Annotated in this window: 19 protein-coding genes and 1 tRNA gene; 5 read left to right on the forward strand and 15 right to left on the reverse strand. The window is 71.4% G+C overall.

Features of this window, described 5'->3' with window-relative positions:
- Positions 1–76: 76 nt before the first annotated feature.
- Positions 77–1,423 carry a VWA domain-containing protein gene (locus ACFYNL_RS10005; RefSeq protein ID WP_388799478.1) on the forward strand — a complete coding sequence of 449 codons (1,347 nt, stop codon included), beginning with the start codon at positions 77–79 and terminating at the stop codon, positions 1,421–1,423.
- A gap of 91 nt (positions 1,424–1,514) precedes the next feature.
- Positions 1,515–2,993, forward strand: a complete 1,479-nt coding sequence (locus tag ACFYNL_RS10010) for an FHA domain-containing protein (protein ID WP_388799481.1) — start codon at positions 1,515–1,517, stop codon at positions 2,991–2,993.
- A 91-nt stretch (positions 2,994–3,084) separates the two neighbouring features.
- On the opposite strand, the gene ACFYNL_RS10015 is transcribed toward ACFYNL_RS10010, so the two are convergent.
- Positions 3,085–4,089, reverse strand: a complete 1,005-nt coding sequence (locus ACFYNL_RS10015; RefSeq protein WP_388799484.1) for a methyltransferase domain-containing protein — start codon at positions 4,087–4,089, stop codon at positions 3,085–3,087.
- A gap of 245 nt (positions 4,090–4,334) precedes the next feature.
- Here ACFYNL_RS10015 and ACFYNL_RS10020 point away from each other — a divergent pair, with 245 nt between their 5' ends.
- Positions 4,335–4,739 (forward strand): globin, encoded by a 405-nt coding sequence (locus tag ACFYNL_RS10020; protein WP_388799487.1) that lies wholly within the window; start codon positions 4,335–4,337, stop codon positions 4,737–4,739.
- A 135-nt stretch (positions 4,740–4,874) separates the two neighbouring features.
- Here ACFYNL_RS10020 and ACFYNL_RS10025 read toward each other — a convergent pair whose 3' ends face one another.
- From ACFYNL_RS10025 to ACFYNL_RS10055, 7 genes are all read right to left on the reverse strand, one after another.
- Complete coding sequence (locus tag ACFYNL_RS10025; protein WP_388799490.1) at positions 4,875–5,567, reverse strand: hypothetical protein; 693 nt, start codon at positions 5,565–5,567, stop codon at positions 4,875–4,877.
- Complete coding sequence (locus ACFYNL_RS10030; protein ID WP_388799493.1) at positions 5,564–5,977, reverse strand: acyl-CoA thioesterase; 414 nt, start codon at positions 5,975–5,977, stop codon at positions 5,564–5,566. The genes ACFYNL_RS10025 and ACFYNL_RS10030 overlap by 4 nt, the downstream gene beginning before the upstream one ends.
- A gap of 6 nt (positions 5,978–5,983) precedes the next feature.
- The gene (gene ettA / locus ACFYNL_RS10035) at positions 5,984–7,648 is read right to left on the reverse strand and encodes an energy-dependent translational throttle protein EttA (RefSeq protein WP_388799496.1); all 1,665 of its coding nucleotides are present in this window, start codon (positions 7,646–7,648) and stop codon (positions 5,984–5,986) included.
- A gap of 241 nt (positions 7,649–7,889) precedes the next feature.
- On the reverse strand, positions 7,890–9,311 hold the full coding sequence (locus ACFYNL_RS10040) for a Cys-Gln thioester bond-forming surface protein (RefSeq protein ID WP_388799499.1): 1,422 nt from the start codon (positions 9,309–9,311) through the stop codon (positions 7,890–7,892).
- 261 nt (positions 9,312–9,572) lie between these two features.
- Positions 9,573–10,037 carry a single-stranded DNA-binding protein gene (locus ACFYNL_RS10045; protein WP_388799502.1) on the reverse strand — a complete coding sequence of 155 codons (465 nt, stop codon included), beginning with the start codon at positions 10,035–10,037 and terminating at the stop codon, positions 9,573–9,575.
- 358 nt (positions 10,038–10,395) lie between these two features.
- The gene (locus ACFYNL_RS10050; RefSeq protein ID WP_388800586.1) at positions 10,396–12,594 is read right to left on the reverse strand and encodes a GTPase; all 2,199 of its coding nucleotides are present in this window, start codon (positions 12,592–12,594) and stop codon (positions 10,396–10,398) included.
- Between the two features lie 219 nt (positions 12,595–12,813).
- Positions 12,814–14,424 carry a dynamin family protein gene (locus ACFYNL_RS10055; RefSeq protein WP_388799505.1) on the reverse strand — a complete coding sequence of 537 codons (1,611 nt, stop codon included), beginning with the start codon at positions 14,422–14,424 and terminating at the stop codon, positions 12,814–12,816.
- 321 nt (positions 14,425–14,745) lie between these two features.
- Between ACFYNL_RS10055 and ACFYNL_RS10060 the strand changes: the two genes are divergently transcribed.
- Positions 14,746–14,818: transfer RNA gene (locus tag ACFYNL_RS10060), tRNA-Arg, on the forward strand.
- 511 nt (positions 14,819–15,329) lie between these two features.
- Here ACFYNL_RS10060 and ACFYNL_RS10065 read toward each other — a convergent pair.
- Together ACFYNL_RS10065 and ACFYNL_RS10070 are read right to left on the reverse strand one after the other, a co-directional pair.
- Entirely contained in the window at positions 15,330–15,452 is a 123-nt protein-coding gene (locus ACFYNL_RS10065; protein ID WP_388799509.1) for a hypothetical protein, read from the reverse strand.
- Between the two features lie 92 nt (positions 15,453–15,544).
- The gene (locus ACFYNL_RS10070; RefSeq protein WP_388800589.1) at positions 15,545–16,588 is read right to left on the reverse strand and encodes an alpha/beta fold hydrolase; all 1,044 of its coding nucleotides are present in this window, start codon (positions 16,586–16,588) and stop codon (positions 15,545–15,547) included.
- Between the two features lie 479 nt (positions 16,589–17,067).
- Between ACFYNL_RS10070 and ACFYNL_RS10075 the strand changes: the two genes are divergently transcribed.
- Positions 17,068–17,676, forward strand: a complete 609-nt coding sequence (locus ACFYNL_RS10075) for a hypothetical protein (protein ID WP_388799512.1) — start codon at positions 17,068–17,070, stop codon at positions 17,674–17,676.
- A gap of 97 nt (positions 17,677–17,773) precedes the next feature.
- Here the strand turns inward: ACFYNL_RS10075 and ACFYNL_RS10080 are convergent, their stop codons facing one another.
- From ACFYNL_RS10080 to asnB, 5 genes are all read right to left on the reverse strand, one after another.
- Entirely contained in the window at positions 17,774–18,991 is a 1,218-nt protein-coding gene (locus tag ACFYNL_RS10080) for a helix-turn-helix domain-containing protein (RefSeq protein WP_388799515.1), read from the reverse strand.
- Positions 18,992–19,181: 190 nt separating this feature from the next.
- Positions 19,182–19,979: an ABC transporter permease gene (locus ACFYNL_RS10085; protein ID WP_388799517.1), complete on the reverse strand. Its 798-nt coding sequence runs from the start codon at positions 19,977–19,979 to the stop codon at positions 19,182–19,184.
- A gap of 24 nt (positions 19,980–20,003) precedes the next feature.
- Positions 20,004–20,804 (reverse strand): ABC transporter permease, encoded by an 801-nt coding sequence (locus ACFYNL_RS10090; protein ID WP_388799520.1) that lies wholly within the window; start codon positions 20,802–20,804, stop codon positions 20,004–20,006.
- Positions 20,801–21,799, reverse strand: coding sequence for an ABC transporter ATP-binding protein (locus ACFYNL_RS10095; protein ID WP_388799523.1), 999 nt, complete (start codon positions 21,797–21,799; stop codon positions 20,801–20,803). Before ACFYNL_RS10095 ends, ACFYNL_RS10090 begins: the two co-directional genes overlap by 4 nt.
- Positions 21,800–21,815: 16 nt before the next feature.
- Positions 21,816–24,041, reverse strand: a complete 2,226-nt coding sequence (gene asnB, locus ACFYNL_RS10100) for an asparagine synthase (glutamine-hydrolyzing) (protein ID WP_388799526.1) — start codon at positions 24,039–24,041, stop codon at positions 21,816–21,818.
- Positions 24,042–24,286 lie beyond the last annotated feature (245 nt).

Genomic DNA, 24,286 nt, shown 5'->3' on the forward strand with positions numbered 1-24,286 from the left:
TCATCGGACCGGAGGGGACCGGTCCGCCTACAGCCATTACCCCACCATGGGGGTCTTTAGGGGGATTTGAGAAGGCATGGCCAATTTCTCGAAGTCGAACGTGCCGCAGTTCTCGGTGGACGTGTACCAGAACGAGTACCTGCCGGAGGGCGGTCGCGAGGTCAACGCGATCGTCACGGTGACCGCGACCGGCGGCGGCACGGTCGGAAGCGCGGTCGCGGCGCCCCACCTCTACGCACCGGGCCAGGGTCCGTCCGCGGCAGTGGCGATCATGGTCGACTGCTCGGGCTCGATGGACTACCCGCCGACCAAGATGCGCAACGCCCGCGACGCCACCGCCGCCGCCGTCGACACCCTGCGCGACGGTGTGCACTTCGCGGTGATCGGCGGCACGCACGTGGCGAAGGAGGTCTATCCGGGCGGCGGCCGTCTTGCCGTGGCCGACGCCACCACCCGCGACCAGGCCAAGCAGGCGCTGCGCAGACTCGGCGCGGGCGGCGGCACCGCCATCGGAACCTGGCTGCGGCTGGCCGACCGCCTGCTGTCCTCGGCCGACGTCGGCATCCGGCACGGCATCCTGCTGACCGACGGCCGCAACGAACACGAGTCACCCGAGGACCTGAAGGCCGCGCTCGACGACTGTGCCGGACGCTTCACATGTGACGCCCGAGGCGTGGGCACCGACTGGGAAGTGAAAGAAGTCACAGCGATCGCCTCCGCGCTGCTCGGCAGCGCCGACATCGTCGCCGACCCGGCAGGCCTCGCCGCCGACTTCACCCGGATGATGGAGACGGCGATGGGCAAGGAGGTCGCGGACGTCGCGCTGCGGCTGTGGACACCGGTGGGCACCACCATCAAGTTCGTCAAGCAAGTGGCGCCGACCGTGGAGGAGTTGACCGAGCGGCGCACCGACGCCGGTCCGCGCGCCGGTGACTACCCCACCGGCTCATGGGGAGACGAGTCCCGTGACTACCACGTTTGCGTCGAGGTCCCGGCCGCGAACCTGGGCCAGGAGATGCTCGCCGCCCGGGTCTCCCTGGTGGTCCCGCAACCCGACGGCACCGCGCACAACTTGGGCGCCCAGGGTCTCGTACGGGCCGTCTGGACCGATGACATGGCCGCCTCGACCTCGATCAACCCCCAGGTCGCCCACTACACCGGCCAGGCCGAACTGGCACAGGCCATCCAGCAAGGTCTCGACCTGCGCAAAGCGGGAGATATCGACGGAGCGACAGCCAAACTGGGCCGGGCGGTCCAGCTCGCCAGCAGCTCCGGAAACGCGGATACGGCGAAACTCCTTGCGAAGGTGGTGGACGTGGTCGATGCCGCGGCAGGTACTGTGCGACTGAAGGCGAAGGTCGCGGAGGCCGACGAGATGACTCTCGAAACACGGTCGACAAAGACTGTTCGTGTAAAGAAGTGACCCAGCAAGACCGAAAAAGCAGCGAGCCTGACCCCTTGGGGTTGGAGTAGTCCGGTCGAGGCGACCGGAAAGGAGAGGGGGAAGCGCCGACATGCCGACCTGCCCGAACGGACACCAGTCGGGTTCCGACGACTGGTGCGAGGTCTGCGGTCACCGCATGGCCGGTGCCGTACCTCCGCCCCCTCCCCCGCCGCCCCCGCCCGGCGGCTACGGCTTCCCGCCGCCCGGCCCCGGCGGCCCGTCCGGGGGGCCGAACGCCGGCCAGCCGGCCGGCCGCCCGCACATGGGCGGAGCGCCCGAGCCGGAGCTCTGCCCGCAGTGCCGCACGCCGCGTGAGGGCGGTGCGCCGTTCTGCGAGGAGTGCCGGTGGAACTTCCTCACCAACACGGCGACGTCCTACACCCCCGCCGCCCCGCGCCAGCCGGCACCCGGCCCGGGCCCGGGCCCGTCCGGCGGATTCCCGCCGCCGCCGGGTCCCGGCCCGTCGTACGGCGGCGGTGACGCGTACGACTACCAGAGCTCGCGCCCCTCGCAGGTGAACCGCCCGGCGGAGCCGATCCCTCCGTTCGGCTCGGAGCCGCCCGGGCACGGAGGTCCTGGAGGCCACGGCGGACCCGGCGGACCCGGCGGACCGGGGCACCCTGGTCCTCCCGGTGGTCCCGGAAACCCCGGTGGCCCCCATGGCTTCGGCCCGGGTCCCGGTGGCCCTGCCCAGACCAACCCCGGTCCCGGAGGCTTCGGGCCCGGCCCCGGTGGCCCCGGCGGCCCGCAGGGCAACGGCCCCTCCGGCTTCGGCGGCGACCCGTCACGGCCGGTTCCGCCCCCGCCCGGACCCACGCCGCCCGGCGGCCCCGGCGCGACCGGTGGCCTTCCGCAGGGCTTCCTGCAGTCCGGCCCGCCCGGCCCCGGCGGCCACGCGGCCCCGCCCGCACCGGGTGGCCCCTCCGCCCCGCCCGGATACCCGCAGGAACAGAACCGTCCGCAGGGCGGCCCGCCCCCCTTCGGCGGCGGTGACGACGACTGGGTGATCTCCCCGCCGTCGTCCGGCCCCGGTGGCGGTCACGGCGGCCCCGGCGCCCCGCAGGCCCAGGGCGGCTACGGCTACCCGCAGCCCGGCGCGTCCCAGGCCCCGCCCCCGCCCGGCCCCGGCTTCCCGCAGCAGCCGGCGACCTGGACGGCGACCATCGGCCCGGACCGCGACTACTTCATGGCGATGATGCAGCGCTCCGGCCCGGAGGCCGCGGGGCTCAACCTGCCCGCGTACTCGCCCGAGCAGCAGCGCACGCTCACCGGCAACCAGGTCACCATCGGCCGCCGCCGCCACTCCACCGGCGACACCCCCGACATCGACCTGTCGGTGCCGCCGGAGGACCCGGGCGTCTCCCACCAGCACGCGGTCCTGGTCCAGCAGCCGGACGGCACCTGGGCGGTCGTCGATCAGAACTCGACCAACGGCACCACGGTCAACGGCGCCGAGGACCCGATCCAGCCGTTCGTCCCGGTCCCGCTGCAGGACGGCGACCGGGTGCACGTCGGGGCGTGGACGACGATCACGATCCGGCGCGGCTAGGAGCCCGAAGCTCGACCGGGAGGGGGCGGTCGCACGGCGTGGAAGTGCCGTGCGACCGCCCCCTCCCGCGTGTCCGGGGCGACGCGGTGCCTCAGCCGGGCAGCGGCCACGCGTACGGCCCCTCGGGGTCGTCCAGCCACGCCCACTCGTGCTCTCCGCGCACCGTGATGCCGTACCGCTCCCGCGCCGGCTGCCCCTCGCGCTCCCACAGCGTGTACGCCTCCTGCGGATCGAGGCTGCCGCGGGTCAGCGCAAGCAGGAAGCGGAGCAGGTCGTGATCGCGGGCCCGGTGCGGCAGTGCGCCCAGCCGCGCGCGCTCCGGTTCGCCCCGGCTCCCGCCACGCAGCGGCACGAAGTAGGCGGGCGTGTGCAGGAAGCGGCCCTCGGCGTGCTCGGCGTCGCGGACGGTGAGGGCGACCAGACCGGTGGCCAGCGGTGTCAGGATGCGGGCGCCGGGACGGGACTGGGCGAGCCAGGCGCGCGGGATCGACGTCAGGGTGCAGGTCGCGATGACCCGGTCGAAGGGGGCGCGCTCCGGCACGCCGCGCGCGCCGTCGCCGGTGACGACGACGGGGTGGTACCCGGCGGCCGCCAGATGCTGCCGGGCCGTCTCGGTGATGTCCGGCTCCAGGTCGACGGTGGTGACGAGGTCGTCGTCGCCGAGCCGGTGGGCGAGCAGGGCGGCGTTGTAGCCGGTGCCCGCTCCGATCTCCAGGACCCGGTCCCCGTCCCGAACCGCCAGCGCGGCCAGCATCATCGCCATCAGGGACGGCTGGCTGCTGGAGGAGAGCAGCTCTCCGTCGCGCAGCCGGGTGGCCAGCGGGGTGTCCGCGTACGCGCCGCGCACCCAGCGCTCCCGCGCCGCCGGGTCGGGACTCAGGCCCCAGCGACGCTCGTAGCCGCCGACGACGCCGACGTAGTAGTAGGGGACGAACAGGTGCCGTGGTACGGCGGCGAAGGCGTCCCGCCACACGGGGTCGTCGGCCCACGCCCCGCTCGCCTCGATCTCACGCACCAGAGCGGCCCGTGCCGAAGCGGCGAGCGACGCGAGTGCCTCCGCGTCCCTCGCGTCCCTGCCGAGATCCTGCGTGCTCATACGTCCACTGTCCTGCGAGGGGCGGCGCGAGGCGAGCGCCCCTGCGGACGGATCCGGAGTCGGCGTGATGGCACCCTCCGGCAACGGGTCCGGTCCTAGGCCTTGAGTCCTGGGCCGCCCGGTCTGAGACCATGGGGGACGTACTGCATTCCGGGGGACGACCCCCGGGCCCCCGGCAGAGCAGACTCGGGCGGACCGGAACAAGACATGCGAGGCAGCCCACAGTGACCGAGATTCGGCGCGGCGTGACCGAGATTCGGCGCGGCACTCTTCAGGAGCAGACCTTCTACGAGCAGGTCGGCGGGGAGGAGACCTTCCGCCGGCTCGTCCGCCGTTTCTACGAGGGTGTCGCGGAGGACCCGCTGCTGCGACCCATGTACCCCGAGGAGGACCTGGGCCCGGCCGAGGAGCGCCTCACCCTGTTCCTGATCCAGTACTGGGGCGGCCCGACGACGTACAGCGAGAACCGCGGCCACCCCCGCCTGCGGATGCGGCACGCCCCCTTCACCGTCGACCGGGCGGCACACGACGCCTGGCTGAAGCACATGCGCGACGCCGTCGACGAGCTCGGCCTTTCCGAGGAGCACGAGCGGACGCTGTGGAACTACCTGACGTACGCGGCGGCGTCGATGGTGAACACGGAGGGCTGAGAGCCTCCTGGTCGCCGGATACCGGAAGCGCCGCCGGACAGCGGGGTGGCCGGATCCGGACGGCGCCGGTGACGCAGAAGGGGCCCCTCTGCGTCCGGCGTTCCTTCCGCGTCCGGCGTTTCTTCCGCGGCAGGGTCAGCGGACGCTGACGTCCAACGCCCCGAGTCCCGCCCTGCGTACGGCGATCGACCCGTACGGCGTACGCAGCCTCAGCCACGCGCCCGACGAGAACAGGACCAGCTGCGCCGCGTCGGGCGCGTGGGTGCCGCCCGGTGCGCGCAGGAAGCCCAGCGACTGGGCCGCGTGCACGGCCCGCACCGGCAGCCGGGTGTCCCCGACCGCCCGGGACCAGATCTCCCGCCCGATGTGGTCGAGCTCGGCCCGCGTGCGACTCTCCGGCGCCAACTCCTGCGTACGGGAGCGGAATTCGGCGACCGCCGCACCCACCATGGCCCGCAGCTCGCCCGGTGCCGGCAGCCCCGGCTCGCGCCGCCAGCCGCCGCGCGGCGGAAGCACCCCGGCCCACGGCGGGCCGGTCACGGCGGCCGGGACGACGGCCGTGGCCGCCGCCTCGTCCACGGACTCCAGCAGCTCACCCGCGGAGACGGTCACATCGAGTGTGACGTCGAGCCCGTTCTCGTACGGTTTCGCCAGCCGTACCGCGCGGATCGCCAGCACCTCGAAGGACGGCGGCCGCCCGAAGACGGCGAGCGCGGTGCCCGCCCCCTGCAGGCGCACCGCGGCCCCACGGTCGTAGTGGAGCAGCCGGGAGAGGAAGGCCGCGAGATCCGCTGCCTCCCCCTCGTCGGCGAGGTGGAGCACCGTCATGCGGCGACGGCCTCCTCCTCGTCGTCGTCCATGTACTCACGGAGGAACTCGCGCTCCTCGGAGGTGAGCCGGCGCGGGCGCTGGGCCTCGAAGTCGAACGGCACTATCACCGTCGACGCCCGGACGTAGACGAGGTCGTCGTCCTTCACCTCGTAGGTGAGGGTGAAGGACGCCGCGCGGATCTGCGTGACCCACAGCTCGATGTCCACCGGCGTGTGCCGGTGGACGAGCTGCCGCTTGTAGTCGATCTCGTGGCGCGCCACCACGGACCCCTGCTTGAAGTCCTTGTCCGGGCGGAACAGGAAGTTGATACGCGCTTCCTCCAGGTAGCGGAGGAAGACCACGTTGTTGACGTGGCCGTACGAGTCCATGTCCGCCCAGCGCAGCGGGCAGCGGTAGATGTGCCGCAAGACCGATCAGCCCCGGGTCAGCTTCTTGTAGGTGGCCCGGTGCGGACGCGCCGCGTCCGGCCCCAGCCGCTCGATCTTGTTCTTCTCGTACGACTCGAAGTTGCCCTCGAACCAGAACCACTTGGAGTCACCCTCGTAGGCGAGGATGTGCGTGGCGACCCGGTCCAGGAACCACCGGTCGTGGGAGACGACCACGGCGCAGCCCGGGAAGTCGAGCAGGGCGTTCTCCAGCGAGGAGAGGGTCTCGACGTCGAGGTCGTTGGTCGGCTCGTCGAGGAGCAGCAGGTTGCCGCCCTGCTTGAGGGTGAGCGCGAGGTTCAGGCGGTTGCGCTCACCGCCGGAGAGCACGCCGGCCGGCTTCTGCTGGTCGGGTCCCTTGAAGCCGAAGGCGGAGACGTACGCGCGCGAGGGCATCTCCACCTGCCCCACGTTGATGTAGTCGAGCTCGTCGCTGACCACGGCCCACAGCGTCTTCTTCGGGTCGATGTTCTCGCGGCTCTGGTCGACGTACGAGATCTTGACGGTCTCGCCGACCTTGATGTCACCGGAGTCCGGCGTCTCCAGGCCCTGGATCATCTTGAAGAGCGTGGTCTTGCCGGCGCCGTTCGGGCCGATGACGCCGACGATGCCGTTGCGCGGCAGCGTGAACGACAGGTCGTCGATCAGGACCTTCTCGCCGAAGGCCTTGCTGAGGTTGTTGACCTCCACGACGATGTTGCCCAGACGCGGGCCCGGCGGGATCTGGATCTCCTCGAAGTCCAGCTTCCGCATCTTCTCGGCCTCGGCGGCCATCTCCTCGTAGCGGGCCAGACGCGCCTTGGACTTGGCCTGCCGCCCCTTGGCGTTGGAGCGGACCCACTCGAGCTCTTCCTTGAGCCGCTTCGCCCGCTTGGCGTCCTTCTGCCCCTCGACCTTCAGACGGGTCTGCTTGGTCTCCAGGTACGTGGAGTAGTTGCCCTCGTACGGGTAGGCACGCCCGCGGTCGAGCTCAAGGATCCACTCGGCGACGTTGTCGAGGAAGTACCGGTCGTGGGTGATGGCCACGACCGTGCCCGCGTACTTGGCGAGGTGCTGCTCCAGCCAGTTCACCGACTCGGCGTCGAGGTGGTTGGTGGGCTCGTCGAGCAGCAGCAGGTCGGGGGCCTCCAGGAGCAGCTTGCACAGCGCGACGCGGCGCTTCTCACCACCGGAGAGGTTGACCACGGGCCAGTCGCCGGGCGGGCAGCCCAGCGCGTCCATGGCCTGCTCCAGCTGGGCGTCGAGGTCCCAGGCGTTGGCGTGGTCCAGCTCCTCCTGGAGCTTGCCCATCTCGTCGAGCAGCGCGTCGGAGTAGTCGGTCGCCATCAGCTCGGCGATCTCGTTGAACCGGTCGAGCTTGCCCTTGATCTCGGCAACACCCTCCTGGACGTTCTCCAGGACGGTCTTCTCGTCGTTCAGCTTGGGCTCCTGCATGAGGATGCCGACGCTGTATCCGGGCGACAGGAAGGCGTCACCGTTCGACGGCTGCTCAAGGCCCGCCATGATCTTCAGAACGGTCGACTTACCGGCACCGTTCGGGCCGACGACGCCGATCTTCGCTCCGGGGAGGAAGTTCAGGGTGACGTCGTCGAGGATCACCTTGTCGCCGTGCGCCTTGCGCGCCTTGCGCATGGTGTAAATGAACTCAGCCAAGAGAAACCGTCCGGCAGCTTGAAATCTGGCAGTGGGCAGATACACCCCATCTTGCCCGACGGCTACCCCTGGGGGGAAACCCGTATCGCCGAGGGGACCTGACCTGGGGACTTCGCTGGTGACACCCGTACTGGATCACTGAGCCGCGACACGGAGAGCCGCGGGCCGCCGAGGGCGCCGGTCATGGTCGCCGAACGCCCTCCGCGTGTCCGATCCCGGTCGGACTCCCGTCGTGCCCCGCTCAGTCCCGCGCCGGTGCTTCCTTCTTGCGCAGGACGACCAGGGCCGTGCCGCCGATCAGGACCAGGCCGATGGCGATGCCCGCGATCAGCGGGGTCATGCCCGAGCCGCCGGTCGCGGCCAGGTTGGTGTCGTCGGAGGTGGTGCCGACCGTGGCGGGGGTGGGCTCGCTCAGGGTCTGGGTGACGGTGCCCGCCTCGTCGGCCTCGGCCGCCTGTGTCTTGCAGTCCAGCACACCGGCGAACCGCTTCTCGAAACCGCCCGGGCCCCGGATGGTGAAGTCGTAGGCCTGGTCCTCCTGCAACGGGACCGTCACCGTGCGTGACTCGCCCGCCGCGATGGTGTACTCGGCGCCGAGCAGCTCGAAGGTGAACGGCTCGTCGCCCTCGTTGGCCGCGGTGATGTCGACACCGTTCTCGGCGCAGTTCTCCGTCGCCGACAGCGCGGGTATCGCGCCGCTCTTCGCCCAGGTCGCGCTCGCCGTCGCCGAGACGGTGGACTCGCTGGAGCCGGCCAGGATCTGCGTCTGACTGCGGCTCTCGGCGGCGAAGGCGCGGCCCACCGGCACGGTCGTCGAAGCCTGCACGGTCAGTTCCGCCTGGCCGTTCGCGGCGTCCTCGGGCACCTCGAAGAACACCTGGCCGCCGTCCGCCGCGGAGGTGACGGCCTTGCCGTCCTTGTCCACGATCCGCACTCCGCTGGTGGACGCGTCGGCGGGCGGCGTCACCGTTACGCTGTCGGCGTCGGTGTGCACCGTCACCGGGCCGATCCGCTCACCGGGGTGACCGGAGACGGCGGGCGGGTCGAGAGTGAGGGAGGCCCGGGGCTCCGCGGCGCCCCGCGCGTTCTTCTCCAGGTAGTCCGCGAGTTGCTCGGCCTGCGGGTCGAGGGCGTCGACCTTCACGCCGTCCGAATACCGCCAGATGGCGACCTGGGTGCCGGACGCCGCGTCCTGCTCGGTGAGGGCGCCCTTGACGCCCGCCTCGGCGGCGAGTGCCGCGAGGTCGTTCACCTGCGGGTAGGAGTGCTGCAGGATCCAACGGATCTTGCCCGCGTCCTTGTTCGCGCCCAGGGAGGTGCCGCTCCAGGGCGTCTCGTGGTAACGCGCGTCCCGCTGCGTGGGGTTGTGGATGTCGACGCAGTAGGTCTGCAGGGTGCCGCCGCCGTCGACGGACATCTCGAACAAGCCCGCCGAGATCTCCTGGTCCCCGGAGTCGGCGTGGACGACCGCCGCGCCGTACGTCTTCAGGCCGCCTATGGTGGCGGCGGCCCCGCCCTGACTCTGCGTTCTCCCGTCGGCCGCGGTCGCCGTGCCGGCCCCGGCCATCGCCGAGGCGGCGACGAGCCCGGAGACAAGGGTCGCGGCGGCGAGACGGGCCGCCCCTCGCCCACGCACCGACAGCGCAGAGAACGCAGCAAACACAGAATTCCCCTTCGAGCAGGACCCGTTGACGTGGGGGGTAGGGTCCCACCAGCAGAATCAGATGCCCCTAGAGCTATTTCCGGCATCCTAAGGACGCCGCGCACCACGCTTCCCTGTGATCCCGTCGGAGGGCCGATCCGACTCGGAATCGTTATCGCCAGCGCCCGCCGCGAGCAGGGCTTATCGACAAATCCACCAGGGTCGTTCGGCGCGCATTCGTCGATAAGCCGCAGTTCGGTCAGCTGCGTCTCGTGACTGACGTCACGTCACTGCCATTGCCTCGGGGACCTGTTGGGCGTCGTCGTCCGCCGGGGGTGTCTCCCAGTCGGGCTCGGGCCGGGCCGGTGCGGACACGGCCCCCGACTCCGGCCTGGGTGTGCGGCGGAAGGCCGAGGTGCCGCGCGCGAGATCGTGGCCGATCGCCACCGCGTCGATGTCGGCCGAGGTCCAGCTCTGTCCCTCGCGGACGTCCGAGCGGACCTTGAGCCTGCCCTGAACCACCACCGGATCGCCGACGTTCAGCGACCCGGCGGCGTTGGTGGCCAACTGCCGGTTGGCCCACACCGTGAAGAAGTTGGTGTGGCCGTCGGTCCACTCGTTCTTCCCCCGGTCCAGGTAGCGCGAGGTCACCGCCAGCCGGAACCGCGCGGACGGCCCCGTCGCGAGTTCCCGGTACACCGGCTGTGTGGCCACGTTGCCCACCGCGCAGATGATCGTCTCGTTCATTGCGAACCCCTCCCTGGCCCGGCCGCCTTCGCCGGGCGGATACGCGTACGGGCCCGTCCCGTACGGCTGCGTCCGTCTCCGCGGTCGACCGCGTCCGTCGCGATCGCCGTGAAGCCAGACTGCCTCCGTCGGGCCGAGCCCGCTGAGCCCTGTGGATCACCGCTCGGCTGTGGATATCCCCGTCACCCCAACGGGTCACCGACAGCCACCACGAGCGGCGACCACGCCCCCTGCCGGTCGCCGGCGACCACCTCACCGCGACACGACGTCGCCGCGTCGCCGCGACACCGCGACACCGCGACACCGCGACACCGCGACGGCCGCCCGAATTCCCCTCCCGCAACCGCGGGTCACCCCGTCACCTCACGCCCAAGCCCACCCCCATCACCCTCCCGTACTGCTCCCGAACCTCCCGGTAGCGCAGCAGTTCGGCCGCTACGGGATCCAGTACGCGGGCCCGGCCGCAGCCGGACGCCGCCTCCCGCAACCGGCGTTCCGCCTCCAGGCCGTACCGCCGCGCCGGCCCCCGTGCCGCGATCCGGCAGCCCCACTCCACGAGCGGGCCGCCGACGATGCCGGCCACCATCAGCAGCACCGGCACGCCGAGGTTGGGCGCCATGATCCCGATGATCTGCGCCACCAGCCACAGCCCGCCGACGACTTGCAGGATCGTCATGGCCGCCTGCACCAGCACGGCCGCCGGCCACCACCCCGGGCGCGGTGGCCGCCCCGGCGGCAGTCCGGCCCGCGCGGCCAGGTCGTCCAGCGCCTCCGGCAGTCCCTGCGCCCCCCGTACGGCCGCCTCCCGCACCGCCTGTGCCCACGGCGCCGGCAACCCGGCCGACGCCTGCTCGGCGACCGTACGCACCGCTTGTTCGACGCGCTGCCGCGCGGTGGCCTCCTCGTCCGTCTGGGCCCGAAGGGACAGGCGTCCCGTCGGAGGTTCGCCCCGGTCCTGGTACCAGCGCCACAGTCGCAGCCACGGGGTCCCGCACGCGCGGTTGGCGTTGCGCAGCCATGCCCGTTCGGCGGCCTCCCCCGCGGCGGTGGCGCCGATCGCATCCGCGAGCCGGGCGGAGAACTCGTCGCGCGCCTCCTCACTGAGCCCGGTCCGCCGGTGGGCGGCGTACACCGGTCGCAGCCGCCAGCCGGCTGCGTCCATGTCGGCAGTGATACGGCGGGCCGGCGCCCCGCGCTCCGCCACGAACTGACCGAGCGCCTCGCGCAGATCCCCCACGCCTTCCCCGGTGAGCGCGGACAGCGCGAGCACCGTCGCGCCCGGTTCACCGTGCTCGCCCAGCGCGATGCCGTCCTCGTCGAGCAGCCGCCGCAGGTCGTCGAGAACCTGGTCGGTGGCCTCCCCGGGCAGCCGGTCGACCTGGTTGAGGACGACGAACATGACCTCTGCGTGTCCCGCCATGGGCCGCAGATAGCGCTCGTGCAGAACGGCGTCGGCGTACTTCTCCGGATCGACGACCCAGATGACCGCGTCGACGAGCGCCAGGACGCGGTCGACCTGCTCACGGTGCGCCACGGCCGCCGAGTCGTGGTCGGGCAGGTCCACCAGGACGAGCCCGCGCAACTGCCCGTCCGCGGCCGCGCTCTGCGCCGGCCGGCGCCGCAGCCTCGGCGGGATGCCCAGCCGGTCGATGAGGCCGACCGCGCCGTCGCTCCAACTGCACGCCAGCGGCGAGGCGGTCGTCGGCCGCCGTACGCCCGTCTCCGAGATCGTCACCCCGGCCAGCGCGTTGAACAGCTGCGATTTGCCGCTGCCCGTGGCACCGGCGATGGCGACGACGGTGTGCTGCCCGGAGAGCCTGCGCCGCGCCGCCGCCTCGTCGAGCACCCGGCCCGCCTCGGCGAGCGTCTTGCTGTCGAGCCGGGTGCGCGAGAGACCGACCAGTTCGCGCAGCGCGTCGAGCCGGGACCGCAGCGGCCCGTCGTAGGCGAGCGGCATCACGACCGGCTTGCCGGGGGCCCGGGGCTCCGCGGCGGCGGGCTGTTCCGGAGCGGGGGAATCACCGACCCGGCGCGCGATCAGTCCGTCGTCCCAGGGGGTGGTGGAGTCCGCGGCGGGAGCCGGGGCCGTACGGGAGGAGGATCCCGCGCGCGAAGGAACCTCGCCACCGGACTCGGTACGGGGCGCAGAGGTGGTGCGGGAAGCGGCGCCGGTACGGGCCTTCGCGCGGGAGGGTTCCTTGCGCGGGGAGGAGTCCCTGCCCGGGGAGAAGTCCCTGCGCGCGGAGGTGTCCTTACGGGAGGAGGGCTCCGTGGACGGGGAGGTCTCCTTGCGAGAGGCCTGTCTCGTACGAGGCGGGACGGCACCGTCCCCGGAGCTCCCGGAGTGGGGGACGCGCACGCGCGCGTGGCCGTCGCCAGCCTCCACGCGCGCGGGGGTGCCCCCCTCGTCCGCGGTGCCGCGCGCGGTGTCGTTCTCCGCGTCCCCGCTCACGGGGGCGTCACCGTCCTCCACGCGCGCGTGCCGGTCGCCGCCGGCGCCGTCGGGCCGGTCGTCCTGCTTCCCCCCGCGCTCGCCCTCGCCGGGCTCACCGTCCATGCGGTCGGCCCCCGCGCGGTCGGCCGCGGCGGCGAGGCCGGTTTCGGCTGCGGGGTGGGTGTCGGCGGCGAGGCTGTTCTCGGGGACGGCCTCCCCGGAAGTGGGCTCCATGGTGGCCTTCCCGCGCTCGGCGTGGTCGGGGGCGCTTTCCTCGGGGCGATCGATGCGTTCCGTCTGGTCCTGTTCCGTTTGGTCCTGGTCAGTGACGGCAGTCACCGGTCACCTCTCCTTCTGCAGTACGGACAGCGCGGCGATGAGCTCGGCCTGGGGCTCCGCGTGGACTTCCAGTGCGTCGAGGGGCGCGAGCCGCCGCTCCCGCTCGTTGTGCATGACCCGGTCCAGATGCTCGGCGAGCAGCCGCCCGGCCCGGTCGCGCAGCCGCAGCGCCCCGTGCGCCCCGATCCGCTCGGCGAGCCCCTCGCCCGCGGACCGCGCCCGGCGGGCACCGAGCAGGGCCGTGGCGACCAGGGCCGCGACGACCTCGGGGTCCGGCACGACGCCGCTGCGCTCGACGTCGCTCACCTCGTCCTCGGCGTACTCCTCCAGCTCCCGCCGCCAGCGCCGTACGGCCACGCCGATACGGTGCTCCACGCTTCCCGGCCTCGGATCACGGCCCGTCAGCTCCGGTGCCTCGGCGGCCGGTTCGCGCCGCCAGGCGTCGTCGACGCGCTCGTCGGCGGCGGTGACGGCGCACAGCAGCAGGGTGCTCAGGCTCTCCACCAGCGAGTCGAGGAGTTCCCCGGCGGAACAGTCCAGCGGAAAGGCACGCCAGCGCTTGAGGGCGTCGCCCGCGAGCACCGCGCCGGACTGCAACCGGGCCCGCACGCGCGCGTACTCGCTGTCGTACGCCGAGTCAACGGCGGCCGTCAGCCGCAGCGCGGCCGCGTACTGGGCGGCCGCGGCACCGGCGAGTTCGGGCACGCGGGCCTTGAGGGAGTCGAGCAGCCCGTAGGCCGTACGGGCCATGGCGTGCTCCCTTGCCGCCGGGTCCTGGGCGTGGTGGACGAGCCAGGTGCGCAGCTGTGCCACCGCAGTGGCCGGCAGCAGACCACCGCCCCATGCGGACTCGGGCAGTTCGGGCACGGTGAAGCGGGGTACGTCACCGAGTCCGGCCTTGGTCAGGAGCGCTCCGTACTGCCGCGACACCTCGGAGACGACCTGGTGGGGGACCCGGTCCAGGACGGTCACGAGGGTGGCGTCGTACTCCTTGGCGGTGCGCAGCAGATGCCAGGGGACGGCGTCGGCGTACCGGGCGGCCGTCGTGACCATGACCCAGACGTCGGCGGCGCAGATCAGTTCGGCGGCGAGGGCGCGGTTGTCGCCGAGGAGGGAGTCGATGTCGGGCGCGTCGAGGAGGGCCAGCCCGGGGGGCAGGGTGTCGGCCGTCTCCAGCCGCAGCACCCGGGCGGAGTCCTCGCCGGGCAGCATCAACTCCTCGGCCGGGTCGTGGTCGGGCACCCACATGCGCGTGAGGTCGGGCAGTACGCGCATCCCGCTGAACCAGTGATGGTCCTCCGGATGGCAGACCAGCACCGGCGTCCGGGTCGTCGGCCGCAACACGCCCGCCTCGGTCACGCGTCTGCCCACGAGGGAGTTGACGAGCGTCGACTTGCCCGCCCCGGTGGATCCGCCCACCACGGCCAGCAAGGGTGCTTCGGGCTGTCTCAGGCGGGGCACCAAGTAGTCGTCGAGCTGCGCGAGCAGTTCGTCGCGGTTGGCACGCGCGCGTGGGGCCCCCGCCAGGGGCAGCGGGAAGCGTGCGGCGGCGACACGGTCGCGCAGGGCGGAGAGTGCGTCGAGCAGCTGAGGCCGTACGTCCAAGGTCACCACATGCGAAGAATGCCCAATTTTAGGGGAATTCTGAAGCATATGAGCATGTCTGCGCGCCGATGGAACACAAGGGACGGAAGGGACGACTGGGACACGGGCACAGTCCAGGCATAACGAGTGCACAACACCGGGTACACAAGGGGCCAAAAACCGTGCACGATTCGTACCTGCCTGCGATTATCAGGACCGCTTCACCGAACCTCCACATCGAGCCACGGAGGCGAAGCAACAGGGACATGGACACGGGAGCCCTATCCTTGTCCCCGGCAACGTCACGGATCAGCCCACACCCGGGCACCACGAACGAGGCCACCACAACCGGCCCCCGTAGCTCAGTGGATAGAGCAGGCGCCTTCTAAGCGCTTGGCCGCAGGTTCGAGTCCTGCCGGGGGCGCCCCGTCTCCGCCCTCCTTCGGGAGGGCGCTTTTGCTGGTCAGAGCACATGCCAGCTGTTACGACGAAGCCCCGGGCACCCTCTTTATGATCAAGGGCAGACTCCGGGGCTGTCCGGCTGGCACCGGGTTTTCGCGGGTGGCTGTGTCGAATACGCGTCGAGGCTCTGGGCGGCCGAGGCGCCAGCCGTCGGACGACCGCTCGGGGAGGTCTCCGGCAGGTTCGAGCCGCCTCTTCAGGTCGGGCAGCTGGCCCTCGATGCATCAGGCGTAGATCGCCAGGAGCACGGCCAGACTGTTCCCCGCCCACTCGGCCACCTGGGCACTTCGTCAGGCGCGTGGATGACGGAGCCGGCGAGGACGCCGCCCGCCTCGCCTTGGAACAGCAGGTCACCCGGCTTGAGCTGCTCGCCCTCGGTGGGCTGCCGCAGGCGAGCATCCCCCGAACAAGCAGCTCAGCGTCTGGTCAGCTCAGCTCCGATCCGCATACCCATTGCCAAAACTGGCGCCGGGTCAGCATTGCTGGAGCCACCAGATGACCCACCCGGTCACGCTCGCGCCCAGGGCGCCGGCGCCGCCGCGGACGATGCCGCGGCCCGCCGTTCGGGCGAGGGCGCGCAGACGGCGGGACTCCACCTCGCCGGTCCCTGTGGCGCGGCCCTGACGAGGGCGTAAGGGTTACGTATGGACCCTGGGCCCCACGGTTCGCGGTCGAGGGCTCGGCTGTTCTACGGAGCCGGGCTGATGTCGCCGTTGGTGTTCATGGTGAAGATGCCCTGGGTCTTGCCGTCGACCTTCAGGTGCTTGAGCCAGTGCTTCGAGAGGTTGTGCACGTTCTTGTGCTGCATCTCCCACACCACCGAATGCCCGGCGCAGGCCAGCTTGACCATCAGCTTGTGGTCGCCGGCGATGGCGTTGTAGAGCGCGGGGACCGAGAAGTTGAATTCCGGATCTTCGCTCGACGTGTTCACCTGCCGGTCGTACTCCCCGTACGCGATGAGGACCGGCACGCTGCCGCCGAGGACGCCGCCCTGCGCCGCGGTGGTCTTGTTCCAGCCCCACCGGACGAAGTTCCTGATGCGATTGCGCCCTTCACCGACCGGCCCCCACGTGCTGCCCACCGGATCGCTTTTCATGATCGCGTCCCACACCTTGTCGCGCATCTCTTCTTCGCGCTGCCCATCGCAGTGCACCTCGCTGCCCCATCCGTTCCAGGTTCCGTCTTTCGTGCTCAGGAACATCGGGAAGCCGGGCTGCGGCAGCGGGTCGGGGGCGGTCGACGTGCCCTCGGGCGGGAAGATCGGCGCCAGCAGGAACAGGCTCGACACCTTGCCCGGGTTCTTGACCGCGTACGGCCCCATCGTGAACGCGGCCGCGGACCAGCCGATGAAGGCGACCTTCTTCACCCCTCGCTCGCGGATGATCCACTCCACGACGGTGTTCAGCTCGTCCCGGTCGCTGTCCGAGTTGGTCAGCTGGAACGGATAGTTCGGCGGGCCCGGCGTGAAACCTGGAGGTCTCGGCTTCAGAAGGTGCTGCTGGGCGGGATTGACGTTGCGAGGGTCGTCCATCTTCGGCCGCGGCGACAGCCCCGAGCCCTGGAGGTCCATCATGAAGACGTCGTAACCAGCCTTCGCCAGCGCATCGGCCCAGCTGTACGACTTGAAGTCGAGATCAACGCCCGCGAGCACCGGAACGCTCCGGCCGTGGAGCATCAGGACGGCCGTGCGCTCGTCGAGGTGGCCGAGGGTCGTGCCGTCGCGCTCCCGCACGAAGAGTTCGACCTCGTCGCCCTTGTTCGCGGGGACAGTGGACTCGTGGGGTACCCGGTGGTCTTGCACGGTGACGGGCATGAGGATCCGTTCTCTGGGCTCGGCCGGGGCGTCGTTGCCCCGCCCTGACCACGCTCGATGCGCGAGACCGTCCGCGCCACAGCAGGCGGCCAGTCGTGTGACGTGCACTTTCTCCGTGCCGACGGCGGCTTGTTCCTGCTCGTCGCCCTCCAACGGCGACAGCGACAGCGCCACCCCGTCGGCAGTCGGCTCGCCCGCCGGTCCCGTCGGCCCGGCATGCTGCTCAGCGGCCTGGTTTTGCTGTTCAGAGGGGGTCCACCGCAGGTCACCAGGCTGGAGTCGCGCACAGGGCGTGGCGCGGGCGGTGGGGAGCCGCGGGTCGCCGCGTGGTCGGTGTCCGCGGTATCGGGGTCGGCCCGTGGTCTCCGCGAAAGCACGTGGTCGGTACGCTCCCGGTCATGGGGCTCGACATCACCGTGTTGATCGCCGACCGGTCCTGGCTGGCGCGGGTCCCGCCGCGGGAGCGGCTGCCGCGGCTGAGGGACGCCTGGTACGCCGACGAGACGGGGCTGTGGGACCACGACGCGCTGACGGGCGGGGAGGGTTGGGTACGGCCGCGGGGATCGAGCGGCGCCTTCTTCGCCGTTTACGAGTTTGCGCACACCCTCGGTTCCTTCAAGGCGCACTTCTGGGCCGGGCAGCGGTGGGAACGCGTCCGCGGCCATGTGGACCCCTCGCTGCGGGGGGAACTGGATGTGTTGCTGAGCGGGCTCTTCTGGGACGGGCCGGACGGCGAGGCCGAGCGCACCGATACGGCCTTCTTCGGTGAGGGCGGCTACGGCGTGCTGCTCGCACGGTCACCGGACGGCGTGCGGGACCTGGCCGCGATCTGGGATCGAGTCCTTCCTCACCTCGACCGAGTGCGAGGGCCCTTCGTCGAGCACGCCGCGGTCCCCGACGGCTGGGTCGGTGACTTCGACGCGTTCGTGGACCTGCTGACGCGGTGGGGACACGTCCTGACGGAAGCGGCTCGGCGAGGGTGGTGCGTCGTGGGGCTGAGCGAGTAGGTCGCCTCGGCGGGGGGCACGGCAGTGCTCCGCCTGTGCCGTCTGTCGTATGCCGGGATGTGCCGGGAACGCGCCCGGAGGGGACGCGGTGCTGCGTTCAGATCGTGTTCTCGGCGACCGTACGCCACACCTCGGCCGCCAGGTCCGGCATGTTTCCCGCCTGGACGCGGGCGGCGATCTCCCTGAGGTCGCGGAGGGCCTCGCGGTCGCCCGCGCGCAGGGCGAGCAGGCCGCGGAGGACGTCGAAGCGGATCTGGTCGCGGTACGACAGCAGTTGCCTGCCGTCCTCGCCCGCGGCCAGCAGTTTCGCGGCACCGTCCGGGTCGCCCTGGTGGAAGGCCAGCTTGGCCTGGAGGAAGAGCAGTTCCTGCTGATGGCGCGGGGTGCCGATGAGTTTCAGTGCGGGCTCGGCCTCCGCCAGGAAGGACTCGGCGTCCGCCACCTGGGCGGGGGCGGCCTCCAGGGAGAGGGACGCGCCGGCCAGCCGGAGCCGGATCCAGAGCTTCAGGTCGTCACGGCTGTCGATGGCGGCCTTGGCGTCCAGCAGGCGTTCCATCGCAAGAGCGTGATTGCCCTGGCGGGCGGCCACCGTGGCGGCGCTCCACAGGGCCTCGCCGGCGAGCACTCCGGTCGCGCCCCGCAGCGACTGGCAGACCTCGTCCGCCAGCCGCGCGGCCTCCGCGAGGTCGCCGAGTTCGGCCTGGACGGAGACCAGCAGGAGCTTGCTGCGCACCAGTTCGGCCGCGGAGATCCGCGACCGGCGCTCCTCCCGGAGCCCCAGCACCTCGACCACGGCGTCCCTGGCCGCCTTCGCGTCGCCCAGGTCGCGGGCGCAGCGCGCGAGCCTGAGCCGGGCGCGCACCTGCAGGGCGGAACGGCCGAGTTCCTCGCTGAGGGCGTTGAGCCGGACCAGCGCCTCGTACTCCTCGCGGAAGTGGCCCAACACCTCGTAGACGCGCGCGAGTTGGGTGAGCGCGTGCCAGCGGGTCAGCGCGTCGGCGTCGTCGGCCGCGGCGAGGCTCTCGGTGAGGAGCCGTCCGGTCTCGGCGTCGAGGTCACGCTCCGGCATGGCGGCCACGTTCGCGACCAGGTCGATGAGGCTGTCCTCGGGCCGGTCGTCCTCGAACGCCTCCGCGGGTACTCCGAGCCGCTCCGCCAGGTAGGCCACGGCCCGCTCGGTGGGGCGGCGGTTCCCGGATTCCAGCCTCGACAGATAGGCGGCCGACATCCCCGGTCCGGTGAGGTCCACCTGGGAGATGCCCCGGTGTTGCCTCATCTGGCGCAGTCGCTTGCCGAACGCTGGCTGCTCAAGCACATTGCACCTCTGTCGGAAGGGTTGTTCTCGCCGTCCCGGCGGGAGCACAACGCCTGACGGGGGGTGGGTCGCGTGGACCACCCCCCGCATGGTCGCACGCGCTGTCAATCGTGGCAAATATTGACCACTTAGACAATTTCCGGGGTGTGCCCGGTAAATTTCCGCGCGAGCCGGTGGGCCGGTCCCGGGGTCACATGACGTCCAGCGCGGCGTTCGCCCGGCTCCGCCACTCGAAGAACCGGAGCAGTCCGTACGCCAGCACCGCGTACCCCAGGGCGACCGCCACCTCCCGTCCCAGGCCCGACCAGACCGTCGCGAGCGAGGCGCCGTCGAAGACGGCGCGCAGGGCCTCGATGGCGTGGTGGAGCGGGAGGAACGAGCCGACCGCGTTCATCCACCCCGGCATGGACTCCGGCGGCAGATTGGCACCGCTGAAGAGGATCAACAGGGTGAAGGCCGAGTTGGAGATGACGAACACGTCCCGGATGCGGACCGCCAGCGCCCCCAGCGCCAGGCCGAACAGGGCGCACGAGGTCGCGGCCACGACGAAGACCTGCGCGAGGCCGAGCAGCGTCGTCGCCGGCAGGTCCAGGCCCAGCACCAGACAGCCCATGAGCATCATGAAGGTCATGACGGCGAGCCCGTTGACGGCGTACGGCAGCACCCGGCCGCCCCAGATCAGGCCCCGGGAACGCGGACTGAGCAGCACCGCCCCGAGCGTGCCGTACCGCCGCTCGTTCGCGACCGCCATGATCGCGCCGTACACGCACGGCATGCTGGTCGCCAGAACGGTGTTGCCGAGCAGGTAGAAGCGGTCGTCGGCGACCCCGAGGCTCCGTCCGACGTGGACGAAGAAGAAGATCTGGAACAGCGGACCCACCAGCAGCGTCCCGATGAACATGGGCGGGGTGGTCCAGTTGAACAGGGCCCGGTAGGAAAGGCCCCCGCCGTGGAAGGCGAGGCGCAGGGCGCGGGTCAGAGCAGTCATCGCGTGTCTCCGCTTCTTCGGCGCTCAGGTGAGGGCGAGGGTGCCCGTGCCGCGGGCACGGCGCTCCACCCAGATGAGGGCCACCAGGGCCACCGCCACATATCCGACGCCGAGGGCGAGGGCGACGGCCGCCGGCCGCAGGACCTCTCCGCCGCCGGTCGCCGCCTGCACCGCGCGGGAGGCCCAGCTCGTCGGCAGCGCCCAGGTGACCGGGCGGGTCCACTCCGGCAGGGACGCCGTGGAGACGAGGACGCCGGAGAACATCCACACCGGGTACTCGAGCGCGTTGGCCAGGGCGTTGGCGTTGCGCAGCAGCACGAAGGTGGCGGCCATGAGCAGGCCCATCATGCCGAGCGCCACCACGCAGACCAGCATCGCCGGGACGAACAGGGCGGGCGAGGCGGGGGTGAAGGGGATGTCGAAGAGCACGACACCCCACACCACGGTGGCCACCAGGGAGTAGGTCCCCACGATCGCGGTCGCGAAGGTGATCGGCAGCAGGACGAGTGAGAGCCGGGTCGGCGCCGAGACCAGTGTCTCCAGGGTGCCCATCCAGCGCTGCTCCTGGATGGCGCCGCCGCCGCCGAACAGGACCGCGGACCACACGCCCATCAGGCCGGCGCCCACCGCGGCCTGGAGCAGGCGGTCCGGGTGGTCTCCGGCACGGAACAGGTAGACGGCGAGGGTCGCGAAGACGATCGGGGCGAAGACCGCCATGACCAGTTCCAGGCCGGAACGGGACAGGTACAGCACGTGCGTGCGCACGCCGACCGCCATGAGCCGCCAGAAGCGGTACAGGCCGCGCCAGGTGAAGGGCCCCATCATGCGCTCACCGCCGCGGCCGGACCGCTGATGATGGAGATGTAGGCGTCCTCCAGTGTGGGCTCGCGCGTGGTGACCTTGCCGGTGCGCAGGCCCGCGAGAGCCGCCATGACGGTGCTGTGGGTGCCGTGGGACGGCCGGGCGTGGACGGTGACGACGTCCACGGTGCCGCTGGTCTCGACGGTGGCCTGCTCGATGCCCGCGGTCTCCCGCAGCCGTCGCAGCTGCTCCTCCCCGACCGCCTCGTGGACCTCGACCTCCAGGACGTCGAGTTTGCGTACGCGGTCCTTGAGTTCGGCGGGGGTGCCCTCGGCGCGCAGTGTTCCCGAGGCGATGACCGCGATGCGGTCGCACAGTTCGTCGGCCTCGGCCATGTAGTGCGTGGTGAGCAGGACGGTCGTACCGCCCTGGACGAGATCGGCGACCACCCGGCGCAGTTCCCGTGCGGCGGCGGGGTCGACGCCGATCGACGGCTCGTCCAGGAACAGCACCTGCGGCCGGTGCAGCAGTCCGCGCGCGATGTGCAGCTTCTGCCGCATGCCGCGCGAGTAGCCCTCGACGCGCTCCTTCTCGCGGCCGCTGAGGCCCACGGTCTCCAGGAGTTCGTGGATGCGGGGCAGCTGTTCGCGCGGCTCGACGCCGTACAGTTCCGCGAAGTAGCGGAGGTTGTCGAGGGCGGAGAGCCGCTCGTAGAGGCCGCGGTCGCCACCGAAGACGTAACCGATGCGCCGACGGACCTCCAGGGGGTTCCTGGCCACGTCGTGCCCGAGGATGCGTGCGGTGCCCGAGGTGGGCAGCAGCAGCGTGTTGAGCATCTTGATCGTGGTGGTCTTGCCCGCGCCGTTCGGACCGAGCAGACCGAACAGCTCGCCTCGGCCGACGGCGAGGGAGACGCCGCGGACGGCGTCGATCGTCTTGCGCTGGGGCCGGAGCCAGCCGGTGCGGGTCCGATAGGAGCGGGCCAGGTTCTCGGCCTCGATCGCCAGGTCGGTGGTCATCAGCAACCTTCTCGTCTCACTCGGTGGGGGCTGTGGCGTCGGCTGCGGCCGGCTCGTACAGGCGCAGCAGGCCGAGGTCGAGGGAGTCGTCCAGCAGTTGTCGGAAGGACTCGGGGGCGCTGCCCCTCTCGGAGCACACCTGGGCCAGGGTCCGGGTGCCGTCGAGCCCGTGCAGCAGGGCCGTCCAGTCGTCGCCGTCCTCCAGCACGTATTCCAGGGAGCCGTCGACGGCCAGGTACGAGGTACCGGTGGTGTCCTTCAGCAGCACCACGTGGTCCGCCAGGGCGATCACGCTGTCCGCCTTCCAGCGGGAGGGCGCGAAGACCAGTGACTCGATCTCGGGGGCGGCCGACTCCCACTCGGTGAACCGGTGGAGGGGGCGGGGCGGGGGCAGCGTCGCCGCGGAGTCGACGAGCGGGGGCGGGAGTTCGGCGACCATCGTGTCGAGCAGGCACAGGTTGAGCAACGGCAGCAGACGCTCCACGTGGGCGGACAGCGGAGCGTGCGCCAGTCGGTGCAGCAGGGCGCGGACCCGGTCGGCGTTCAGCATGGTGCGTCCGCGCTCGGTGGCCAGGGCCTCCTCGACGAGGGCGAAGCCGTCCCGCGTGAGCATCTCGATGAAGGGCCGGTGGGTGTGCTGGATGCCGTCGCCGTAGAAGAAGGGGACCTTGGGGCGGTGGACGACCTCGGGCGGCAGCAGGTCGGCGACCGCCTCGCGGATGACGGCCTTGTCCCACAGCAGGCGCTCGCGCCTGGCGGCCGGGATCGAGGCGACCAGCTCGACCAGACGCCGGTCCAGGAAGGGAACGCGGGCCTCGGTGCCGCTGCCGGCCGCCGTGCGGTCCTCCTGCCAGCAGTTGAACTGCTCGACGTCGCGCATCTTCGCCGTCACGAACGCGGCATAGGGGTCCCGGGCGAGAAGGCTCCTGCCGTGGTCGAGCGCGGCGTCGGTCAGCAGGCCGCCCTCGATGCCCTCCCACCAGGCGCCGAGCTTGGGCCGGTTGTCCTCCAGCAGGCCGCGGCGGGCCATGCCGGCGAGGCCGGCTTCGAAGCCCTGCCAGCCGCCGTCGGCGGCGAGGGTGCTGGAGTAGCCGCCGCAGAACTCGTCGGCCGCCGCGCCCAGCAGCATGCCCTTGATCTCGGGGTGCTCGGCGCGGACGTGGCGGTGGAGTTCGTGCTTGTAGTACTGCTCCGGGCTGCACGTGGGCATCTCGGTGAGCCACAGCAGCCGCTTCCATTCGTCGGCGGTGGGCGGCTGGGAGGCGTCGAAGCGGATCTGGTGGTTGGCCACGCCGAGTTTGTCGGCGACGATGCGTGCGTGCTCGGCGTCCCCGTTGACCACGGTCGAGCCGCTCAGCACGGAGAAGGTCTGCAGTTCCGTCGTGTCCGCGGCGAGGGCCGCGACCGCGGCCGAGTCCACTCCGCCGCTGAGGAACAGGCCGATGGACACGTCCGCGGTGGCGCAGGCCCGCACCGAGTCGGCGAGCAGTTCGCGGAACTCCGCGACGATCTCCTCGTCGCTGCGGGTGGAGTCCCCGTCGAACGCGGGCAGTTGCCAGTAGGTGTGGCGCCGGGTCGCGCCGTCGCGCAGGTCGATCTCCACGATGGTGGCGGCCGGTACGGACTCCACGCCCTCGAAGTAGGTGGCGGGCGCGGTCAGGTCCAGTGAGGGCGCCGACGTCATCAGGGGGTTGACCAGCGCGCGGTCCCAGTCGACGCGGCGCGGGGTCGCCGGGTCGGCGAAGAGCGCCTTGATCTCGGAGGCGAAGGCGATCCGTTCGCGGTCACGGGTGAAGAACAGCGGCTTGACGCCGAAGTGGTCACGGGCGAGGAGCAGCACGTTCCGGCGCCGGTCCCACAGCACCAGACCGAACATGCCGCGTACGTCGTCGAGGAAGTCGAGGCCCTTCTGCTGGTAGAGGTGGACCAGCACCTCGCAGTCGGAGCCGGTGCGCAGCCGGGTCCCGGCCGGCAGCGTGGCCGCCAGCTCCCGGTGGTTGTAGACCTCGCCGTTGGCGATGAGGACGACCGAGCGGTCCTCGCTGTAGAGGGGCTGTCCGCCGTTCTCCGGGTCCACCAGGGACAGTCGTGTGAACGCCATGCCGACCGGGCCCTGGCGCAGCAGTTCCTCCGCGTCGGGGCCGCGGTGCGCAAGCGTGCGGGCCATGGTCGTCAGGATCGCGTCGGCTTCGACGCCGAGGTCTCGCCCGTCGACGCGGGCCAGACCGCCGAGTCCGCACATGCTCCAGTTCCTTTCTTTCAGAAAAAGGGGAAGGGCGCCCCTCGATGTGATGGAGAGGCGCCCTTGGTCCGCTTGTGGTTAGCGGACCACCATCATGACGCGACCGAAGTCGATCTTCTTGGCCTCAGGCTTGTTGTACTGCTTCATATAGATACACCTCATTCATCGGTGAATTCCGCCGGCCCGACGTTTTCGGCCCGGCGTGCTGAACTGATATTAGGAGGGCTTTTCATCGCTCCGCAAGC

The organism is Streptomyces sp. NPDC007808, from assembly GCF_042868655.1.
Taxonomy (GTDB): Bacteria; Actinomycetota; Actinomycetes; order Streptomycetales; family Streptomycetaceae; genus Streptomyces.

Excerpts from the sequence above, each read along its gene's own strand:
- ACFYNL_RS10050 (WP_388800586.1), bottom strand. The coding sequence starts at position 12,594 with ATGGACGGTGAGCCCGGCGAGGGCGAGCGCGGGGGGAAGCAGGACGAC.
- ACFYNL_RS10085 (WP_388799517.1), bottom strand. The coding sequence starts at position 19,979 with ATGACTGCTCTGACCCGCGCCCTGCGCCTCGCCTTCCACGGCGGGGGC.
- ACFYNL_RS10075 (WP_388799512.1), top strand. The coding sequence starts at position 17,068 with ATGGGGCTCGACATCACCGTGTTGATCGCCGACCGGTCCTGGCTGGCG.
- ACFYNL_RS10015 (WP_388799484.1), bottom strand. The coding sequence starts at position 4,089 with ATGAGCACGCAGGATCTCGGCAGGGACGCGAGGGACGCGGAGGCACTC.
- ACFYNL_RS10025 (WP_388799490.1), bottom strand. The coding sequence starts at position 5,567 with ATGACGGTGCTCCACCTCGCCGACGAGGGGGAGGCAGCGGATCTCGCG.
- ACFYNL_RS10045 (WP_388799502.1), bottom strand. The coding sequence starts at position 10,037 with ATGAACGAGACGATCATCTGCGCGGTGGGCAACGTGGCCACACAGCCG.
- ACFYNL_RS10005 (WP_388799478.1), top strand. The coding sequence starts at position 77 with ATGGCCAATTTCTCGAAGTCGAACGTGCCGCAGTTCTCGGTGGACGTG.
- ACFYNL_RS10010 (WP_388799481.1), top strand. The coding sequence starts at position 1,515 with ATGCCGACCTGCCCGAACGGACACCAGTCGGGTTCCGACGACTGGTGC.
- ACFYNL_RS10095 (WP_388799523.1), bottom strand. The coding sequence starts at position 21,799 with ATGACCACCGACCTGGCGATCGAGGCCGAGAACCTGGCCCGCTCCTAT.
- asnB (WP_388799526.1), bottom strand. The coding sequence starts at position 24,041 with ATGTGCGGACTCGGCGGTCTGGCCCGCGTCGACGGGCGAGACCTCGGC.
- ACFYNL_RS10090 (WP_388799520.1), bottom strand. The coding sequence starts at position 20,804 with ATGATGGGGCCCTTCACCTGGCGCGGCCTGTACCGCTTCTGGCGGCTC.